General features: G+C 33.0%; 17 protein-coding genes and 1 pseudogene. 5 read left to right on the top strand and 13 right to left on the bottom strand.

Annotation, left to right across the window (positions count from 1 at the left end):
* Nucleotides 1-35: 35 nt before the first annotated feature.
* A complete protein-coding gene (locus B5S50_RS20220) occupies nt 36-167 on the top strand; it encodes a DUF255 domain-containing protein (RefSeq protein ID WP_083985627.1) in 132 nt (43 codons plus the stop codon).
* A 36-nt stretch (nt 168-203) separates the two neighbouring features.
* Here the strand turns inward: B5S50_RS20220 and B5S50_RS20215 are convergent, their stop codons facing one another.
* From B5S50_RS20215 to B5S50_RS20205, 3 genes are all read right to left on the bottom strand, one after another.
* Entirely contained in the window at nt 204-1,664 is a 1,461-nt protein-coding gene (locus B5S50_RS20215) for a cell wall-binding repeat-containing protein (RefSeq protein ID WP_065078003.1), read from the bottom strand.
* Nucleotides 1,665-1,852: 188 nt separating this feature from the next.
* Nucleotides 1,853-2,131 carry a hypothetical protein gene (locus tag B5S50_RS20210; RefSeq protein WP_065078004.1) on the bottom strand — a complete coding sequence of 93 codons (279 nt, stop codon included), beginning with the start codon at nt 2,129-2,131 and terminating at the stop codon, nt 1,853-1,855.
* Between the two features lie 164 nt (nt 2,132-2,295).
* Entirely contained in the window at nt 2,296-2,433 is a 138-nt protein-coding gene (locus B5S50_RS20205) for a hypothetical protein (protein ID WP_154104966.1), read from the bottom strand.
* A gap of 184 nt (nt 2,434-2,617) precedes the next feature.
* On the opposite strand from B5S50_RS20205, the pseudogene B5S50_RS20200 reads away from it, so the two are divergent.
* Nucleotides 2,618-2,788: pseudogene (locus tag B5S50_RS20200) on the top strand (DUF255 domain-containing protein); the annotation flags it as partial.
* A 36-nt stretch (nt 2,789-2,824) separates the two neighbouring features.
* Here the strand turns inward: B5S50_RS20200 and B5S50_RS20195 are convergent.
* The 10 genes from B5S50_RS20195 to B5S50_RS20145 form a co-directional block, all read right to left on the bottom strand.
* Complete coding sequence (locus B5S50_RS20195; RefSeq protein ID WP_065078006.1) at nt 2,825-3,007, bottom strand: hypothetical protein; 183 nt, start codon at nt 3,005-3,007, stop codon at nt 2,825-2,827.
* Nucleotides 3,008-3,457 carry a zinc ribbon domain-containing protein gene (locus B5S50_RS20190; RefSeq protein ID WP_065078007.1) on the bottom strand — a complete coding sequence of 150 codons (450 nt, stop codon included), beginning with the start codon at nt 3,455-3,457 and terminating at the stop codon, nt 3,008-3,010.
* Nucleotides 3,458-3,625: 168 nt separating this feature from the next.
* On the bottom strand, nt 3,626-5,428 hold the full coding sequence (locus B5S50_RS20180) for a cell wall-binding repeat-containing protein (RefSeq protein WP_217302693.1): 1,803 nt from the start codon (nt 5,426-5,428) through the stop codon (nt 3,626-3,628).
* Nucleotides 5,429-5,733: 305 nt separating this feature from the next.
* Nucleotides 5,734-6,279, bottom strand: a complete 546-nt coding sequence (locus B5S50_RS20175; protein ID WP_065078009.1) for a GIY-YIG nuclease family protein — start codon at nt 6,277-6,279, stop codon at nt 5,734-5,736.
* A gap of 94 nt (nt 6,280-6,373) precedes the next feature.
* Entirely contained in the window at nt 6,374-6,724 is a 351-nt protein-coding gene (locus tag B5S50_RS20170; protein WP_065078010.1) for a hypothetical protein, read from the bottom strand.
* A 172-nt stretch (nt 6,725-6,896) separates the two neighbouring features.
* Complete coding sequence (locus B5S50_RS20165) at nt 6,897-8,360, bottom strand: phage tail spike protein (RefSeq protein WP_065078011.1); 1,464 nt, start codon at nt 8,358-8,360, stop codon at nt 6,897-6,899.
* 105 nt (nt 8,361-8,465) lie between these two features.
* Nucleotides 8,466-9,281 carry a hypothetical protein gene (locus tag B5S50_RS20160; protein ID WP_065078012.1) on the bottom strand — a complete coding sequence of 272 codons (816 nt, stop codon included), beginning with the start codon at nt 9,279-9,281 and terminating at the stop codon, nt 8,466-8,468.
* A gap of 655 nt (nt 9,282-9,936) precedes the next feature.
* A complete protein-coding gene (locus tag B5S50_RS20155) occupies nt 9,937-11,718 on the bottom strand; it encodes an ABC transporter ATP-binding protein (protein WP_065078013.1) in 1,782 nt (593 codons plus the stop codon).
* Nucleotides 11,715-13,442 carry an ABC transporter ATP-binding protein gene (locus B5S50_RS20150; protein ID WP_217302692.1) on the bottom strand — a complete coding sequence of 576 codons (1,728 nt, stop codon included), beginning with the start codon at nt 13,440-13,442 and terminating at the stop codon, nt 11,715-11,717. The genes B5S50_RS20155 and B5S50_RS20150 overlap by 4 nt, the downstream gene beginning before the upstream one ends.
* 15 nt (nt 13,443-13,457) lie before the next feature.
* On the bottom strand, nt 13,458-14,273 hold the full coding sequence (locus tag B5S50_RS20145) for a MerR family transcriptional regulator (RefSeq protein ID WP_217302691.1): 816 nt from the start codon (nt 14,271-14,273) through the stop codon (nt 13,458-13,460).
* A gap of 597 nt (nt 14,274-14,870) precedes the next feature.
* On the opposite strand from B5S50_RS20145, the gene B5S50_RS20140 reads away from it, so the two are divergent.
* The 3 genes from B5S50_RS20140 (at nt 14,871) to B5S50_RS20130 (ending at nt 18,351) form a co-directional block, all read left to right on the top strand.
* Complete coding sequence (locus B5S50_RS20140) at nt 14,871-16,898, top strand: thioredoxin domain-containing protein (RefSeq protein WP_217302690.1); 2,028 nt, start codon at nt 14,871-14,873, stop codon at nt 16,896-16,898.
* 150 nt (nt 16,899-17,048) lie between these two features.
* Nucleotides 17,049-17,468, top strand: a complete 420-nt coding sequence (locus tag B5S50_RS20135; RefSeq protein ID WP_023163477.1) for a DUF2935 domain-containing protein — start codon at nt 17,049-17,051, stop codon at nt 17,466-17,468.
* Between the two features lie 187 nt (nt 17,469-17,655).
* Nucleotides 17,656-18,351 (top strand): manganese catalase family protein, encoded by a 696-nt coding sequence (locus tag B5S50_RS20130; protein ID WP_013238516.1) that lies wholly within the window; start codon nt 17,656-17,658, stop codon nt 18,349-18,351.
* Nucleotides 18,352-18,362 lie beyond the last annotated feature (11 nt).

Raw genomic sequence — 18,362 nt, 5'->3', positions numbered from 1 at the left:
TCATTTGAAGATTTTATAAAACTTTATAAAACTTTATGAACCTAACAAGTACACCCAATAGATTAATAAATGAGAAATCCCCTTATCTCTTACAACATGCACATAATCCAGTAAACTGGTATCCCTGGGGAGAAGTTAACTATATATCTTCTCCCCTACAAAAATAACTCTATTGCATTTCACTTGCTTGTTCTCTTGTAATCCTAGCTCTGGTTATCCCTATAATCGAAAGCATTCCAATCCATACCACTAGTTGCATCATCTACTAACCAACGTCCATTTTCATAAATTAAAGTAAAACTACAATCAAAAGGACTTTTTTCTTTAGGATCATCCTCATAATAAGTACGTAAAGTTACATTTATTTTATTACCATCTACAGTTTTATTTTCTATTTTAGATTGTAAAAATAAAGGCCTTATTCCAGCATTACTACCAAAGAAATAAAAAATATTATTTACCTTTATAAACAAATTAGTATTTATAAAGTGATTTGATTTTTTTTCTGAAAAATATTTATTATAATAATTAAATAGCTTGTCATAGGTATTTACATTGTCTTTTAGTTTATAATAAGTTCCTTTATCCGTAGATATAGTATTATTCTCAGTAAGTCCTAGTATATCGCAGCAATATGTTTGATCTGCATTATATATTAATTCTTTTATTTCATCATCACTTATGCTTGGTATAAAAACTCCACTGACAATACTATTTATTACTGCATCTGTGACTACGCCTGTACCTCCTAAAGCTACTACATTATTATATTTTTCGTGTTGAGCTTTTATTGAAGATTCTACTGAAGGATCAACGTAGGTTCCTACTAAAATTAGAGGAGAGTTACTTGAAGCTGCTAGTACACTGCCAGATAATGCATCTGGATAATTTTCTCCTGATGCAACATAAATCTTATCATAACTAAAATCATTATCAAAATGGTCTAATATAGCTGAATTTGTTTCATATCTACTATTTCCGCCAAGCCTTGTAACATTGTTCAACTGTGAGGATATTTTATCACTTACTACTCCAGTTCCTCCAACTATATAACTTTCATTATAAGAACTATTATGTAAAAATTCCCTAATTGGTGTTGATAACTCATCCTTGGCAGTAAGTAATATAGGCATTCCCTTTTTTGCTGCTATAGGTGCTATAGATAAAGCATCTGCAAATCCAAATCCATTTGTTACTACTGCACCATTAATATTTCCTAAAGCCTTAGCTACCTCTAATGATGTCTCAAATCTGTTTTGTCCATATATTCTAGTAGTTTCAATATTCATATTTGTTATTTCAGATTTTACATTATCAGATACAGATGCTGTTCCACCAACAATAAATACTTTTTTTACTTTAAGTCTTGTTAATTGTTCTTTGGCCTCTGAACTTAAAGCATTCCTGCTAGTTAAAACTATAGGTGCTTTATTTTTCTCAGCTAAAGGTGCCGCACATAGTGCATCTGCAAAGCCTTCTCCACTTGCTATTACAGCATATTCTGATGATATCCAACCTGAGTCTACAATTTTAGAATTAGTTTCATATCTATTATTGCCGCATAATCTATCTTGTAGTGTTGCTGCACTTACAACATTTGATGTAAAAAATACCCCACAAAATATAGCTGCAGTAAAAATAATTCCTGATAATCTTTTTTTCATGTTTATCCCCCCTACTATAACCAGTATAACCATTTTATATCAATAATTCCACTTATTTTATGTCATAAAATTTAAGTAAATTAAATCATTTTATTAAGTATTTGCTGTAGGCAATGCTGTTTTTAAACGTTATGATGCTCCTCCTATCTATTAATTTTTCTATATTTTTAAATATAGAAAAAGATCCTCTACCACCAGGTATTAGCTTGAATCGTACAATAAAAAGAAAGAGTATTTATAGTAGATTTACAGTAGATACAAATAGTATATTTTAATATCAAAATTATAGAACTCTTTTCTAATATCTTTATAAATTCCTCTATATTCTCTCTTTTAGCACTTCGCTCTAACCGCTTTTCATTTATTCCTTCAAGTCTATTCTCTATAGCTCCATAACGTTTTGTTAATGAATTATAACGTTCTTCATATTCAGCTTGATCTAAAGCTATGTATCCATTTTCCTTCACGCACTTTTTTAATAATTCTACTACTTCACTTTATTTTTGAAAATTAGTACTTTCTTTATCAATCTTTGAAGTATCCGTTAAAGCTTGTATTATTTCTTCATAGTCTTTTAATACCTCATCTTTATTTTTAACAATGCTATTAAAATCCTATAAAAAAGATTCTTTTAAAGTATCCTCGTAAATATGACGTGTACCACACTTCTCATCATTTTTAAATTTAGAATTGCATTGCTATATAACCCTTCTATGTCTACTGTTGGAATGCCAAACTTTTCTTCCATAGAAGCTCGCTCAATTACCACAAACAATTTTACCTAAAAAACAATTTCATCTCAAATCCTTTATCAGTTCTAATTTCAATATTTTTCATAAACTGCTTTACTTTATTTTTAAATATCACATCCCACGCAAAACATACTTTTATTTGAATAATTTACTTCACAAAAGATAAATCTATAATAAGAATAAATTTTAGGAGGTGATTCTATGAACCTAACAAGCACACCCAATAGATTAATAAATGAGAAATCCCCGTATCTCTTACAACACGCACACAATCCAGTAAATTGGTATCCCTGGGGAGAAGAAGCATTTACAAAGGCAAAATCAGAAGATAGACCTGTGTTTTTATCCATAGGATACAGTACGTGCCATTGGCGTCATAATAGGCAACGATAATATGTACTTAAATCCTTACAGAAAATTTATTTCTATTTCTGCTTCCTTCGTATCTACTTTCCTCCATATCACACTATCTAATATAGTTCGATATAATTTGTTTTTATCTTTTACATCTTCTATTGAGTCAATATTTTCTAGGAAATAATTTATAATATTCAGCCTTTCTTCATCAGTAACCTGTTCTTGAAATTTCAACTACTTCTCTAACAGGGAAATTTGGCTTTTGGCTTCTAAAATTTTACTATTCCATTTTGATTTCCTTCTTAAAAATTCTTCTCTACTATAATCTCCTAAATCATATGAATCTTGTATTTTCTCAAGAGCCTCTTGAAATTTTTTCAATTCCCTGCGTTTTGATTTTAATTGATTCATGGTAAGATTTTTTCCTTTATTATTTATACCTTGCAGTTTGTTTAAAACTTCTTTTTTATATTGTATAATGGCTTTTTTTATTTCATCTTTTACTGGCTGTAAATATCCTCCTCTATTAATACACCTTTTCCCACTGCTATCTGAATATCTGCAGCACCTAATTAAATCTTTTCCATCCTTTTTTTTCTGAATCTGCATCGTATGTCCGCAGCATCCACATCTTAATACTCCCGTAAATTCAGTCTTTGAAGCTCTTGCCCCTGCTGGTATCAAAGTTCTTTTCTTAATTAGCAGCTGTATTTTATCAAATTCATCTTGTGTTATTATAGCCTCATGGCAGTTCTCAACTATTACCCACTCTTCTCTAGATAACTTTCTATAATTTTCAGAAGAAGACTTTTTTACTTTATGGGCATCCCCTTTTTGTTTATTGCTTATATGTTATTCATATATGATAGTGCATCTTGGTAAAAAATTTTTTAACGAAGCCTTATCAACATCACTTATTTTATTGTTCTTTAAATCAAGAAATTTTAAAATAATTAAATCCTTTAACCCCTTTATATCACTTATTTCATTGGAACTTAACCCAAGTGCTTGTAAATTAGTTAAACTATTCAACTCACTTATATCACTTATTTTATTGGAATCTAAATAAAGTTCTTGTAAACTAGTTACACCTTTCAATGCACTTATGTTACTTATTTCATTGTCAGCTAAAAAAAGATTTTGTAAATTAGTTAAATCCTTTAACATATTTATATCACTTATTTTATTGTCATCTAAAGAAAGGGATTCTAAATTAGTTAAACCTTTCAATGCGCTTATATCACTTATTTCATTGTTCTCTAACAAAAGCTTTTGTAAATTAGTTAAATCCTTTAACCCATTTATATCACTTATTTTATTATTCTGTAAATAAAGAGTTTGCAAATTAGTTAAATCTTTTAATCCACTTATATCACTTATTTGATTATCAGCTAAATTAAGTTCTTGTAAATTAGTTAAATCCTTTACCATACTTATATCACTTATTTGATTACTATATAAAGCAAGTGATTGTAAATTAGTTAAGTTTTCAATTCCACTAATATCTTTTATACCTCTATCCTGAGCACTTAATACAGTTATTTTTTCAACATCACTTTTATACAAAGTACCATTTGGTTTATCAATAGAGTCTCTTACTGCCTCTTCTAAATTTTTATCTTTAAAACTTACTATTGGCTTACCAGTGATAATGCCGTTTATGATATCAACTGTATCATTTGTAACAACACCTGTTCCACCTATAACATTTAAGTCTGAAGTTTTAGGTATATTAGTTTTTATGTAATCTATCGCATTTGCTGTTGCTTGTGATGTTTGGCTATCCAATAATACTAATGGTGCTCCAGTTTTTCCAGCTACTGCAGATGCTACTAATGCATCTGCATATCCATCATTGCTTGCATTCACGATATATACTTTATTAAAATTTAGTGTTGTACTGAATGCCGCTAATCCTTTTAAGTTAGTGTCAAATCTATCAGTTCCTCCATTAACCCTTGAAGTACCGTTAACTGTATTATACATTTTGTCACTTATTACATTTGTAGTTCCTACAACCGTAACTTTTGACTTATTTTTTGTTACGAAGTCAATTGCCGGTTTCATACAACTTGTATCATTGTTAGCTAACAAAAGAATCTGTCCTTTAGCTGAAGCTATTGGTGCTACTGATAAAGCATCCGAGAATCCTTCCCCTCCAACCATCATAACATTACTTGGATCTACTCCTAATTTAACTAATTCCGTAGCGACAGCCATATTAGTTTCATATCTATTTGCTCCACCTAATTCTGTTAGTTTATATTTGGATTTTAAGCTATCCCTCACATCCTGTGAAATTGAAGCATTTCCACCTATTACATATACATTTTTAGCTTCTAATGAAGATAAAGCAGCTGATGTATTTGGATCCAATGCATCAGCTGTTGTTAATAATATAGGAGCATCTAATCTCTTAGCTAATTCAGAGGCACTTACTGCATCTGAATATCTCTCTCCTGATACTAACACAACATTATCTGAAGTTGTCCAATTTGACGTAGCAACTTGTGCTGCTGTAGCATACCTATCAGCACCACTTATTCTTGTGACTTGACCTACTGATGCCTTAACTGGATTAGCTGATAAAACTGTAATTATAACTAATGACATAATTCCAAGACTTGCAAGTGGTTTCAGAATTTTTTTACTCATTTTCATGCATCCCCCTAATTTAGTATAAATCTTTATACACATACTAATTATAACAATATTCTATAATATATACAATATTTGGACAATACTACCATTTCTGTTACCAGGGACAAACTAAAAAAAGATATGATTGCCTTTTTAGTTAGTGAACAAAATTAGAATATCCTCAATTAAAGTTCTATATTATATTTATTAAAATGCAGCTAATTATCATAATCCAATACTTTATCCAAATTGCTTTTACTAGCCTACAAGTGCAAGCATTTTCTGTTTAAAAAACATAATGTATTATTAAATAAGTTTGTTTATCGTTCAGTTCGTAACTTGCCTAATTCTTTTCTAAAAGTTTCATTCGCATTACTCTTATTATCTTTCAGGTTAAGCGGTGGTTCGTAAGTATTAATTAAAAATATTTCAAATTCCATAGGATTATCAATTTTTACAAAATGCATAATTAAATTATTTTTCATCCATTGTGTAAGTTGTTCCTCATGTTTAGCACTGAATTTGTATTTATTATTATTTTCTTTATTTTCATATTCTTTTTCAAATCCAAATAATACACCAATACTTTTCCTTAATGTTGACTTTCTTGCTGTTCCATAAAAATGGTTCTTATAATCTCTCATCCTTAAACTTTTTACTTTTGAAGTAGGTCTACCCGCAATTCCCACATATATTACTGGTAATCCATAGACAGACTTAAAATCTAGCTCTTTCATTTTATCTGGTAAATCATTAATATTTTTTGAACATATAAGATATGCTCCTGGTGCATCTGGGAGCTTATCTGCTGAATCTATTTCTGGTATAAAACTATTTCTTAATAATTCTTCTAATAAAATTTTCATATTTATTCTCCTTCAAACGTCATCTAGTTACATATTATAACTTATTCTAGTATATCATGAAATTTGAGGAAGTTAGATTATTAAACATCACTAACTAATTTATGTTATAGTTAACCCTTATCTCCTTCAATCTTAAAACATCTGCACTTGAACTAACTTCCATATACCATGCAAGTCTTATCTTCTTATCTGAAAGACCAAGAGACGTCCATTGTGCTTCAGTAATTCCTTGAAGTGTTGTAATAGTCATTCCTTTAGTTTTTACATCCCCCATATTTGTTATATCCACCAGAATCCATAAACTTCCATTCCATACTTTCCATGAAACTCCAGTATCTATACTTACTATAAAAACTATAATTCCACTACTTGTATTCTCTAAAATCACTACTCCATTCATAATATCTTTTATATATGCCTTGCTAAATAAAATATTCTCCTTCATAGCAACTATTATTGGTCTAGGTTTAATTACCTGAGTTTTTTGGGTACAGTCAATTCATCTGAAGGTAACCATATTTTTAAGATTGGAGAAGCATCTATTATTCTTGTTCTTTCTTTGTGGTATATATCATCACCATAAGTTTTTAATATCCAAATACTGTCATCATTTTTTTCTATTTAAAAGAAATACTATAATTAGTTGTAATATTTTTATTTGTAAATAAATTAGAATTTACTACTATTTTTTCATTTAATGAAGATCGCGTTGGCACTTGTGATGTTATATTTACATTCTGTCCTGATACCTTATTTATATATAGGCCATTCATATTCACAAAACCCTGATTCTGTGAACATTCTGCATGTGGGTGCTCTGCACTTAAACCACCTTGAAGATTTCTTCCATCAATCATGCATTGAAGATTGAACATAGGTATATTTACTGTACCTGCATCTACTTTTAAAAACACTGCAATATAATGTGCTCCTTGTTGAACTTGTGGTATTCCAAGAGGTATGCCTATAACATTATCTCCCTGCTGTAATTTTTGTTTTGGTGTAAATGGGATATCCTTGTTATCTAATTGAATTTCTATTGTTATTGTGCATAAACTGCTGGCTGTGCAGTACATAGTAAAATTCATAGATAAGTTTGTATCTGCAACTGCTGTTATTCCTAAATATACAGGTTCAATTGATGCTGTACCTACAGTTAAAGCTGCTGGATTTGCATAATAAAGCATTGAGCTGAAGGATTCAGCTACTTTATTTCCAAGTTCATCTAATGTAGTCTTAATATTTGCTGTATCAAGCTGTTTTAATATACTGTCTTTGGGCTGTCCAAGTTCAACTTTAATATTTACGCAATTTAAAATATCTTTCTTTACTTTAATTACAGGCACTTTTACATCAATATTAAAATCTTTATGCCTTACTATAACTGAATCCCCAACATTAACCGTTTGAAGATGCTTATATTTATCATATTCCTTTGTTTTGCTAAGTTCTATAAAATCCACATCAATATTTACCCTGCTTAAACCTATTACACTTGCAGCTTCTTTTGCGAGTGCTCTTAAAGTAACTTCATCTCCAGCATCTTTAAATTCCACCTTCTTTATAATAGGAAATGGTGGATATGCATCACTATTCCAGTTGGGAACACTAATATATTTTTCAGTAAGTTTTATATCATTTTTTCCTACAGGATAAAGCTTAGTTGCAACACTTGTAGTATCTATATTAAATTTCAAACCTGCTATATTTTTACCCTGCGCAATCAATACTCCTGCATCTTTTCCTATGGCTTTCAATATTTTAATATCAAAGTTATCTCTTTTTAGTTCGCCGCAGCCCCATATATTTATTATTGAAAATATGGCTTCTACAGGATTCTTTTCTTCAACCTCAATTGTATTTTCAATTATAATATCACTATCTGCTGTATATATAGTTATCAAATCTCCTACTAAAGATTTCTGCATAGCTGTTTTTACACTGCAATTTTCGGCTTTCATGTTTTCTATAAAGTAATAGGAGAGGTCATAGAGGATATGTTTTGCCCATACCTTTAAAATTCCAAGACCATTGTTATCAAAGTTTCCTTTAATAGTTTTCTTATCGTAGATGCATATCATTACAACCACCTTTAATCAATTTAATTTGAGGCAATAAAAAAACTAGCTTACTATAACCATAATAAGCTAATTTAATGTAAAAGTTTTTTTATATTTATAATCATTCTATTTTAGTACTTTTCTTATCAACTCAATTTCATCAATGTCTAAATCTGTTAATTCTTTTATTGTTTCATTATCCATGCCTTTTTTTATTGCTCTTTTGACTATCTCTATAGTTTTTTCTTTTTTCCCCTCATCTTTTCCTTCATTTATTAAGCTTTTACCAAGTTCAGTCATTCTCAATTCCTCCCTTACTCTTTCTAAATCTTTTCCACTTAAAAATTTATTTGCAAAAGCATATAGTATTGATTCTACGTCATACTTATAGTCATTATTTATATCTTTTACTACATTTATAGCATTAATTATCTTGTCTACTGTACCTATCTTTCCACTCATTATAGGAGTAAATGTTAAAGATATTATATCTTGTTTTGTAATATCCTTACCAGATTTTATTTTTTCTACAATATCATTATAGATTTTGTCTCCATCTTTATCAGCCATAGATATAGAATTTACTTTGTATTCATTTATTCCTGTTTTTAAAGTATTTGCTGGATTTTTTATATTGCCTGAATAAACAACATATGTAATCACATCTTTTCCAGTCTGATGACTCAGCATTGATTCATAGGCTCTAAACCTTCTTAAATCTGCTTTTCCTTTATTAGTCGTCTGGAACTCAAAATGTATAAAAGTGTCATCTTCCATTAGGAAAGTGTAGTCCATGAACATATTTTTAGTTTCTAAAACTACTAATTCTGTTGGTCCTAATTCCTTAACTTTTTTGTTTATGCCAAAGAATTTTAATCCTTCCTCTGCAAATATATCCATTGCTCTTTTCATAATTAAATCTTCATAGTTTGTAGGCTTCATTTGTTCACCTTCCTAGTTTTTTATTATACCTCTATTTTAATTCATTAGTGTCAATACTTCAATTAAAAGTAAATTTTTTTATAACCACCGCCAGTTTGGTAAAAGCTCAACTTTAGTAACATTTCCTCTCTATTCTATAATATTTTCACCAGACTTCATTTTTAAGAATTAACCTGACATATTCTCATTTAAATTGTTTCCGGCATCATCATAGCAGTCCTGTATGACTGAATCTACTATGATTTTTTCAGATACACCTTAGAATTTATTACCTGTACAATATATTTTTTATCTGGCTGGAAGCTAATTTTCAATTATATTTCCATATTCTTAGCTTCAAAATTCTTTTTTAGGTGCTTCATTTTCTCCAAAAAACACGAAAATTCCCTGAAATCAAGGACTTTCTATTGTATCAATATTATAGTTTACATATGGCCGATTTATACATACCTCTGCTCAAAGCACATATAAATCTTTGCTCAACTATTATATCCCTTAAGCTATTATAGCAGCCCTTTTATCTTTATAACATACTGGTGATTTTTTCATTCTTTGATCTATGTCAATATAATAAACACATTTTTTACATTTTTAATCTGATTAATGTTTGTACGCGAACAATTTTCAAAAATTAATTTCATTTACTGTGAGATATTTACGTGCTTTCACCGCTAAACTGTGCGTTATACAGTTCAGCATAAAAGCCTCCTTTTGCAAGTAATTCCTTATGGTTGCCCTGTTCAATAATAGAACCATGATTCATGACCAAAATGCATTTTGCATCACGGATTGTAGAAAGACGGTGCGCAATTACAAAATTAGTGTGTCCTCTCATGAGTGTTCCCATTGCCTTTCGAATCAGCATCTCCGTTCGGGTATCCACAGAACTGGTTGCCTCGTCGAGAATGAGAACGGTTGGATTGGCAAGCATTGCACGCGCAATCGTCAGCAACTGTTTTTCACCTTGCGAGATATTTGACGCTTCTTCATTGATAATTGTTTTATAGCCTTCCGGCAAGTTGCGGATAAAGTGGTCAGCATAGGCAGCTCTCGCAGCATTGACGATTTCGTCGTGAGTGGCATTTTCGCGCCCATATTTTATATTCTCCTCAATTGATCCCTGAAACAACCATGTATCCTGAAGCACCATTCCGAACATTGTGCGAAGGTCGCCACGCCTTATTTCGCGCAGGTCTACTCCATCAAACTTGATTTTACCGCTGTTAATTTCATAAAATCGCATAAGTAAATTCACAAGTGTGGTTTTCCCAGCACCGGTCGGTCCTACAATAGCGATAGTTTCGCCCTCATTAATGTCGAGATTCATGTCTTCAATCAATGGCTTGCTTTCGTTGTACCGGAACTTGACATGTTCAAACTGAATATTGCCGTGCGGTTTTACAATCGCTTTTGTATCTTTCGGGTCAGGTGTTTCCTCTTTTGCATCAAGCACTTCAAAAACACGCTCGGCACAGGCGGTAGTAGATTGCATAATATTAAGGATACCGGCCACTTGGATGATTGGTTGGCTCAACTGACGAGAATACTGGATAAATGCCGTGATATCTCCAATACCCATCCAGCTCCTTGTAGCAAAAATACCACCAACAACACAAATCAATACATAGCCGATATTGGTAATGAAATTCATGACAGGCGATGTCATACCGGAAACAAACTGTGCTTTCCAATTTGCCGTATTGAGTTCTTGATTCATAGTTTCAAACTGAGCAATGGATTCATCTTCGTGTCCGAATGCTTTGACAACTTTGTGCCCGGCATACATTTCCGACGTATGGCTACTGAGTTTGCCAATGATTTGCTGTTGTGCGGCGAAATAATCCTGAGAACGTTTAGCAATGGCACCTGTAGCCAAGAGATACAGCGGCAGAGTACCAATTATAATCAACGTCAGGAGCGGGCTGATGGTCAGCATCATGACGATAAAACCGATCAGTTGAAATATCGACTGAATAATTTGTATCAAACTCTGCTGGAGTGTCGTGGATATGGTATCCACATCATTGGTCATTCTGCTTAAAATATCACCTTTTTGATGAGCATCAAAATATCGAAGAGGAAGTTTTGCCAACTTGCGGTTCACATCTTGACGAAGTTGATAGACAACTTTTTGCGAAATAGACACCATCATAAATTGCATAATAAACGTAAAGATGTCACTCAAAAAATAAATGAAAAACATAACCATCAAAAGCCGTCCAATAACATCAAAATGGACTGTTGTTTTGCCGATAACGCTTTCTGCCAGCTGGTTGACTGCAAGTCCACTGATTTTTGGCGATACAACTGCGGAAACTGCCGCAATGATGCTACAAATAATGACAATTGTGAGGCGTAATCGTTGTGGTCTCAGGTATCTGGACAGGCGTTTGGCAATTTTCCAAAAGTCAGCCATATTAAATTTTTTCTTGTTCATACCATTTCCTCCTCTGAAAACTGGGAAGACACAATATCCTGATAGATGCCACAGCTTTTTATCAATTCCTCATGTGTTCCCATACCGGCTACAGCTCCGTTATCCAGAACAATAATCCGGTCTGCATTCATTACAGTCCCGACACGTTGAGCAACGATGAATACGGTAGCATTTTCTGTTTCTTTTTGCAGAGCGGCGCGCAGAGCAGCATCCGTTTTAAAATCCAATGCTGAAAAGCTGTCATCGAAAATATAAATTTCCGGATGGCGCACCAAAGCACGGGCAATCGAAAGGCGCTGCTTCTGTCCTCCCGACAGGTTACCTCCGCCTTCAGAGAGCATGGTGTCATAGCCGTTTTCTGTCTCCGCGATAAAGTCCGCCGCCTGTGCGGTTTTAGCCGCATATTCCAACTCTTCATTCGTTGCTCTTTTCCGCCCATAACGAAGATTGTCGGCAATTGTTCCTGTAAAAAGCACCGCTGTCTGCGGTACAAAGCCGATTTTGACCCGCAGTTCTTTTTGTGCCATGTCCTTCACATTGATCTCGTCAAGTAAAATTTTTCCTTCACTCACGTCGTAAAAGCGAGGAATCAGATCCACGAGTGTGGATTTTCCACTGCCGGTGCCCCCAATGATTGCTGTGGTTTCACCTGGTCTTGCCAAAAAACTGATGCCGCTGATAGCCGGTTGTTCAGCTCCGGGATAGCGGAATGTAACATTCCGGAACTCCACTACTCCTTTCAAATTTTCCTCTGTTTTTGCAATAACAGGTTCAAGTATTTCCTGTCTGGTTTCAAGAACCTCCGAAACGCGCTGAGCGGCAGTCTGAGCACGGGGAAGAAAAACAAACATAATGGAAAACATGACAAAGTTTGAAAAAATCAGCACGGCATATTGCAGAAAAGCCGTCAAAGCACCAATATTCATTTCACCTGTGTTTACCCGGATGCTTCCAAACCATAGTATGAACAACACAATAGCATTGATTGCAAGCATAAAACCGGGCAGAAGGAAGGACATAATCTGGTTGGCCTTAATGTAAGTAGCAGTCAGGTCGGAATTGGCGTAATCAAAGCGCCTATTTTCATGGTCAATTCGATTAAACGCCCGGATAACCAGAATGCCCTTTAAATTTTCAGCCATCACGAGGTTTACCTTATCCAGTTTTGTCTGAACGTGTTTAAAGGCAGGCATCGCTGTCCCCATAACAATGGCAATCAAGGCAACCAGCACGGGAAACGCCATAGCAAAAATCACCGTGAGTCCTTTATCCTGACGGTAGGCAAGGATGATGCCACCGACTGCTGTCAATGGCGCGCGAAGCATCATGTTAAGCATTAATATTGTAAACGTTTGAATTTGAATAATATCATTTGTGGTACGGGTGGTAAGCGTGGAAGCTCCAAAATTATCGAATTCATGCAGTGATAAACTCTCCACACATCTAAAGACACGACTGCGCAGAACACTGCCAAGATCGGCTGATACGTGAGCACTCAAAAAACTTGCTATGACAGCACAGATGATTCCGAATCCTGACACAAACAGCATCACTCCTCCGAAACGCAGAATATATGGGATATTTTCTTCCATGATTCCATTGTTGATAATAGATGACATAAGAGTAGGTAAGTACAGATCACATATAATCTGTGCAAAAATCAAAACAATCAGCGTACACACATACGGGATGTGGTTCCGTAGATTTTGAAACATCTTAAACATGAGTTACCTCCTAAGTTAATCCTGGATATCCTCGATTGATTTGCATCTTTTTTTGCAGATATTTTCAAGTTGTATTCCATTTTGCTTTAAATAAAGATTTAAAGCCTTGGCTAAAAAGTCTTCAATGGATTTCTGAATGTCTTTCGTGCTTTCAGGCCAGTTATCAAGATCTCGCCCAGCTGAAAACAATGCTTGAAACATCTCCGGATCGCCGGAAGCAAAATCGCAAACCAAATTCCACCACTGTTCTGCAAGCTTCTGCCCTTCTTTTCCAGTCGGGTCGACACCTTTATGATAAAGGACGTCAAGCTGTGAAAAAACTTTTTTTGCAGCACCCTGTTTTTCCGGACTTTCCAACATGTGTCCGTTTATTTTTTTGAGCTGTTCATCATTGAAATAACGGATTACAAAAGAATATGGATTTCCTTGATTCATCAACTTTAGAATAGTAACGAGTTTATCCATACTAACTTTTTGTCCAGCTTTTGTTTCTGAGATCACTAAATCTAATATTTCAATAATTTTGTTTAAATTCTGAACCCTACTGAACATAATCTCACGCTGTCCTTCAAAAACTTTTCCTAAATCAATATAATTTCCATGATTTAGAATTTTACCACCGATTTTTCCAAGCGAAAAACCCAGTGACTTCAAAAACAAAATTTGCTGTAATTTCAACAGATCATCAATATTATATACTCTTTTATGACTTTTGTTATATGACGAGTGGAGCAGGTTTGCCTTATCATAATATTGAAGTGTCCTTACAGTAACTCCGACGAGGCCTGCCAATTCTCCTACTGTAAACACTCGATCTTTTTCATCATTCATATTTTTCACCTCTTGGTTTTAATCTTAGCACACGACGCTACGTCGTCTGCAATAGGTATTTTAAAATTTTTTATGCATGTAAGCCTTACCATCCTATAGAATTTTGCGATTTTTCCACACGAAGGGAGCCACCCGGCCTTTCTGGCACAATTTCAGGGGAAATTATACCCCTAGCACTTAAAATTTATATTTTGTAACTATTTTTGCAAACAAAAAAGGCCTAGCAAACATTGCAGCCCTTGACTTAGCATAATACAGAATAGACAATATACAGAAAAACGAATTATAAATGGTTTTGAACTTACAATTACAGTTAAAGCCATCAAGTCCTCCAATGAAGCCATAATCAGAAGTTTCAATATAATGGCACGAATAGTAAAAGAACTAGAACAAGAAAAGCAAACACACAAAAAAGGATTGAGGATTATTCCCCAGTCCTTCTTTTGTTTTGAGTGCTAAAGCCTGTTATATTCTACTACCTATAATCAGATTAAACATATCCAATAACTTATTTATTACATTCTTCATTTTGTAAGACTGAAAATACTTTATCTTGGATATACTATGTCTGTAAATAAAATACTAGGAGGTGATTCTATGAACCTAACGAGTACACCCAATAGATTAATAAATGAAAAATCTCCATATCTATTACAACACGCACACAATCCAGTAAACTGGTATCCTTGGGGAGAAGAGGCTTTTAATAAGGCTAAATCAGAAGATAAGCCTATATTTTTATCCATAGGATACAGTACGTGCCATTGGTGTCATGTTATGGAAAAAGAAAGCTTTGAAGACACAGAAACAGCTGAAATGCTAAACGACAGCTTCATATCCATAAAAGTAGATAGAGAAGAAAGGCCGGATATAGACAGTATATATATGGATGTATGTCAATCCATCACAGGAAGCGGGGGATGGCCCCTTACAATTATCATGACACCTGATCAAAAGCCTTTTTTTGCAGGTACCTATTTTCCAAAAAATAGCAGACATGGCCTCATGGGGCTAATGTCCATTTTAGACTACATTAAAAAGGCATGGAAAAACAATAGAAGTGAACTTTTAAATGCCAGCACACAAATATTAGATTCCTTAAAAAATTCAAAGGAAACTTCTAATGAAACCATTAATGAAGATATCTTTCAAAAAACTTTTTTAAATTTCAAATATGATTTTGATCCTATATATGGAGGTTTTGGAGACTTTCCCAAATTTCCTTCAGCTCATAATTTACTTTTTTTACTCAGATACTTTTTCAAAACTAAAGATCCTTCTGCTATAGAGATGGTAGAAAAAACATTGCACTATATGAGGGAAGGTGGAATATACGACCACATAGGTTTTGGCTTCAGCCGCTATTCTGTAGATAGAAAGTGGCTTGTTCCACATTTTGAAAAAATGCTCTATGACAATGCACTCTTAATTATAGCCTATATTGAAACCTTTCAAGCTACAGGTAATAAAAAATACTGTAAAACAGCAGAAGAAATACTAAGTTATGTACTAAGGGACATGACTTCAAATGAAGGCGGATTTTACTCTGCAGAAGATGCTGATTCTGAAGGTGAAGAAGGTAAATTTTATGTCTGGTCAGAAGAAGAAATAAAAGATATACTTCAAGAAGAAGATGGCAGCAAGTTTTGTTCTTATTTTAATGTAACAAAAGGAGGAAACTTCGAAGGTAAAAATATTCTAAACTCAATAAATAGTTCTATTCCAGAAGATGATATGCAATTTATAGAAAACTGCAGGGAGAAATTATTTGCTGAAAGAGAAAAAAGAATACATCCTTATAAAGATGATAAAATTTTAACCTCCTGGAACGGCCTAATGATTGCTGCTATGTCAATAGCTGGCAGAGTTTTAAACAACTCCAAATATACTAAAGCTGCCAAAAAAGCTGTAGACTTTATTTATAAAAACTTAGTTAGATCAGACGGCCGCCTCCTTGCAAGATATCGTGATGGAGAAGCTTCTTTTTTAGGGTATCTAGATGATTACTCCTTTTTAATATGGGGACTTATAGAATTATATGAAACAACCTACAGCACAGATTACCTAAAAAAAGCACTGGAACTCAATGAAGATTTATTAAAACTTTTCTGGGATAAAGAAAATGGAGGCTTCTTCCTATATGGAAATGACGGTGAGAAGTTAATTACAAGGCCAAAGGAAATATATGATAGTGCCATTCCCTCTGGTAATTCCGTAGCCACATTAAATTTGCTGCGATTGTCCCATTTAACAAGCAGTTATGATTTTGAAGATAAAGCTAAACAGCTATTTGACGCTTTTTCAAGAGAAATAAATAGCTTTCCAAGAGCATGCTCATTTTCTCTTATATCACTTTTATTTTCAAAATCACCTATAAGGCAAATTATTGTATCTGCAGGAAGCAACATTGAGGAAGGTAAGCAAGTAGTTCATATGATAAATGAGAAATTTAATCCTTTTACAATTTCAATTTTGTACTGCAATTTAAATAAAGATTTGAGCACTATTTCCCCTATTATAGAAAACTATATAGACATCAATAACAAAACTACCACATACATTTGTGAAAACTTTACCTGCAAAAAACCTATAACAGACATTAATTTATTAAAGAAAATATTATAATCAGATTTCTAAGTATCAGGTTGAGTTTTGACTCCACCTGATGCTTAAAAAAACTTAATGTGCCTGTTTAAAAATAATTTTATTACAGTAACCTTTTTGTAATAACCTGCATATTATATTATTATGTATAATTTTATCAGGAGGTAACTCATGTATTGTTACACTTACATGAATCAATTTACTTGCGTTTTCAACGAACTTCAACTGTGGTCTCATATTTCAAGTGACCATCCAATTTTTCTCAAAACTGTGGCTTCCCTTTCTAATATTAAACTACCAAAGCCTATAGTAGATGGATTAAATAATATTCACAATGCATTTTTAAAATTATATAACAATGCAGTTCAGCTGAAAAAATCTACAAGCACCAATCCTGCTCAATATACTATGCATATAAAAAAATTAATTGATGAATTTATATATTACGATACCCGTGCCCTATCTTTTTATCCTCAATTGCTTACTTTCGCAAAAGCAAATAAAGCTTGGCAGGAACTAGTTAGACACATAATTAATGAACAAGCCTTTATGCTTGAGCTATTTAAAAATTTAAGACAGCAAATAAGATAAACTTTTAAATACAATTCCTAACATATTAATTAAAAATGCCAATAACGTTTTTATTCAATCTTCTCCTTTAGTTTTTTATATATTGAAATTACATCAACTATGAGATGTATTATATCTGTTCATTTTGTAAAAACTAAATTAGATTTATGAATATAAATTACAAAATGAAGGAGAGGTTGATATACTAATGTTTAAACATGAGAAACCACTTTTAAAAGAAGTTAAGGTAGAAAAACCTAATCCACAGTATGCAGTACTAATGCAAGAACAATTAGGTGGTGGAAATGGCGAACTCAAGGCTGCCATGCAGTACTTATCACAGAGTTTTAGAGTAAATGATCCTGCAATAAAAGATTTATTTTTAGATATTGGTTCAGAAGAACTCAGCCATATGGAAATGGTTGCTCAGACTGTAAATTTGTTGAACGGTCATTCAGTTGATTTCAATTCAGTAGGTAGTGGAGAAATTGAAACTCATGTATTAGGTGGATTAGCACCAGTATTAATGAACTCTTCTGGCGAACCATGGACTGCAAATTATGTAACCGTTACAGGAGATCTTGTTGCAGACTTGCTTTCAAATATAGCATCCGAGCAAAGAGCAAAAGTAGTATATGAATACCTATATCGCCAAATCAACGATAAATATGTACGTGAGACAATAGATTTCTTACTAAATCGTGAAGAAGCTCACAATGCATTATTTAGAGAGGCCTTAAATAACGTTAAGTCTACAGGTTCAAATAAGGATTTTGGTGTAACCCAAGATTCCAAATTGTATTTTGACCTTTCAACACCAGGTAGATACTATGGAGACCCTAATCCTACAGAACCTAGCTTTGCAAATCCTAAGAGAGAACAGGAATTGACAGGGAAACATTAATAAATTTATTA

The organism is Clostridium sp. 001 (assembly GCF_019056555.1).
Taxonomy (GTDB): domain Bacteria; phylum Bacillota; class Clostridia; order Clostridiales; family Clostridiaceae; genus Clostridium_B; species Clostridium_B ragsdalei.
The sequence above is the reverse complement of the archived record's forward strand: the minus strand, read 5'-3'. Positions and strand labels throughout refer to the sequence as shown.